3 protein-coding genes are annotated in these 2199 nt (G+C 65.6%); 2 read left to right on the top strand and 1 reads right to left on the bottom strand.

The features are described 5' to 3' along the window. Positions 1-494: tRNA adenosine(34) deaminase TadA (gene tadA / locus HMPREF1138_RS01470; protein ID WP_337459473.1), on the bottom strand; the 494-nt coding region annotated here is incomplete at its 3' end. Between the two features lie 236 nt (positions 495-730). Here tadA and upp point away from each other — a divergent pair. Then, the gene (upp, locus tag HMPREF1138_RS01465; protein ID WP_009055697.1) at positions 731-1369 is read left to right on the top strand and encodes a uracil phosphoribosyltransferase; all 639 of its coding nucleotides are present in this window, start codon (positions 731-733) and stop codon (positions 1367-1369) included. A gap of 229 nt (positions 1370-1598) precedes the next feature. Next, on the top strand, positions 1599-2153 hold the full coding sequence (locus HMPREF1138_RS01460) for a YagU family protein (RefSeq protein ID WP_009055699.1): 555 nt from the start codon (positions 1599-1601) through the stop codon (positions 2151-2153). Positions 2154-2199 lie beyond the last annotated feature (46 nt).

Below are 2199 nucleotides of genomic sequence, written 5' to 3'. Positions count from 1 at the left end.
GCCGGGGCGGGCAGGTCGGCGGGCTCGTGGACGGGGGCGGCGACGACGGGCATTTCGTCGGCGCCGCGGCGGCCGAGGAAGAAGGAGCGCAGCTGCATGGCTGCTTCCTGGGCGAGGACACCGCCGATGACTTCGGTGGGGTGGGGCATGCGCGCGTCGCGTAGGACGTCGCGCAGGGATCCGGCGGCTCCGGCCTTGGGGTCCCAGGCGCCGAAGACGACGCGGTCGATGCGCGAGGCGAGGATTGCTCCGGCGCACATGGTGCAGGGTTCGAGGGTGACGATGAGCGTGCAGCCGCTCAGGCGCCAGGTGCCGAGGGCTCGGCTGGCTTCGCGCAGGGCGATGATTTCGGCGTGACCTGTGGGATCGTGGTCGGCCTCGCGGCAGTTCCATCCTCGGCCGATGATGTGACCGTCGGCGTCGACGACGACGGCTCCGACGGGGACGTCTCCCGTCTCGCGGGCGCGGTTAGCGAGGAACAGGGCTTTGCCCATGGCCTCGCGATACTGCTCATTCACTGTCACCCCTCTAGCTTACCGGCCAAACCAGCAATGGGGTAACTGAAACGGGTGGATACGTGTGTGGCTCGTGTGGCGACTGTGTTTGTCACCTCGCGCCCCCGAATCACGAGGCCACCTCCCTCCCTCCGACACCTGCACGCGGACGCAACCACAGCCTCGTCCCACATACCGGGGTGCACAGCCCCGCGCGTAGGGGGTAGCCTATAAACATGCGCCTCCACGTAGCTAATCACCCCCTGATCGCCCACAAGCTCACTGTCCTGCGCGATCGTCAGACGCCATCGGCGACGTTCCGCCAGCTCGTTGACGAACTGGTCACTCTGCTCGCCTACGAGGCGACCCGCGAGGTCGCTGTGTCCGAAACCCCCATCGAGACTCCGGTCGCGCCGACCGTGGGGCTCACACTTTCCGAGCCGCGCCCGATCGTCGTGCCCGTGCTGCGCGCCGGCCTGGGCATGCTCGAGGGCATGACCCGTCTGCTGCCCACCGCCGAGGTCGGCTTCCTGGGCATGCGCCGCGACGACGACACCCTGGAGATCGAGACCTACGCGAACCGCCTGCCCGACGACCTGTCGGGTCGCCAGTGCTTCGTCCTGGATCCGATGCTGGCCACGGGCCACACCATGGTCGCCGCGACGAACTACCTGTTTGAGCGCGGCGCCAAGGACGTGACGTGCGTGTGCATCCTGGCTGCCCCCGAGGGCGTCTCGACGCTCGAGGCCGCGATCGGCGATCGCGCCGACGTGAACGTCGTCGTCGCGGCCGTCGATGAGCGTCTCAACGAGAAGTCATACATTGTGCCGGGCCTGGGCGACGCGGGTGACCGCCTGTACGGCATCGTCGACTGATTCGCTTCGCGCGCGCCCTTCTCACGGGGCGGCGCGCTGACTAACGATCCGGGTGGGGGAAGGACTCAGGTCCTTCCCCCACCCGGATACTTTACGAGTACATAACCTGCGATAATTGACCGAATTGGCTATTTTTCGGGCTTCTTCGCAGGTCGCGCGCGAATGTGACCTTGAACGCTTACTGTGCACAAACCTCGAAATTTGAACAATCACGTCAGATGCTTGACACATGGCACTGATTCAGACCAATCCCAAGCGTCGCCGCTACGGCGTCGCAGCACTCGCAGGTGTTCTCGGAGGCATCGTCTCCGCAATCGTGAAGTTCGGATGGGAGGTGCCGCTGCCCCCGCGCACGCCCGAACGCAACGCGACGAACCCGCCGCAGGAACTGCTCCAGCAGATGGGCATCCCCGAGAGCGTCACCCACCTGTCCTACACCTTCAACGGTAACGAGGGCCTCCCCTGGGTATCCTTCATCGTTCACTTCTCATTCTCGATCGCCTTCGCGGTCATCTACTGCGTCCTCGCCGAACGCTTCCCCCAGATCAAGCTCTGGCAAGGCGCCGCCTTCGGCATCGTCGTCTACGTGGCCTTCCACGTCGTCCTCATGCCGCTCATGGGCACCGTCCCGGCACCCTGGAACCAGCCCTTCGCGGAACACTTCTCCGAGTTCTTCGGCCACATCATCTGGCTGTGGGTCATCGAAGTCTTCCGCCGCGACATGCGCAACCGCATCACCCACGAGCCGGACGCCGAGTTCCCGCTCGAGGCTCGCACCAACTGATGACAACCGTTTCGGCGGCATAAGGGTGGGCCCCGGAACCCATGGT

Origin of the sequence: Actinomyces sp. ICM58 (assembly GCF_000283035.1) — a bacterium.
In the GTDB taxonomy this organism is placed as follows: Bacteria; Actinomycetota; Actinomycetes; order Actinomycetales; family Actinomycetaceae; genus Pauljensenia.
The sequence above is the reverse complement of the archived record's forward strand: the minus strand, read 5'-3'. Positions and strand labels throughout refer to the sequence as shown.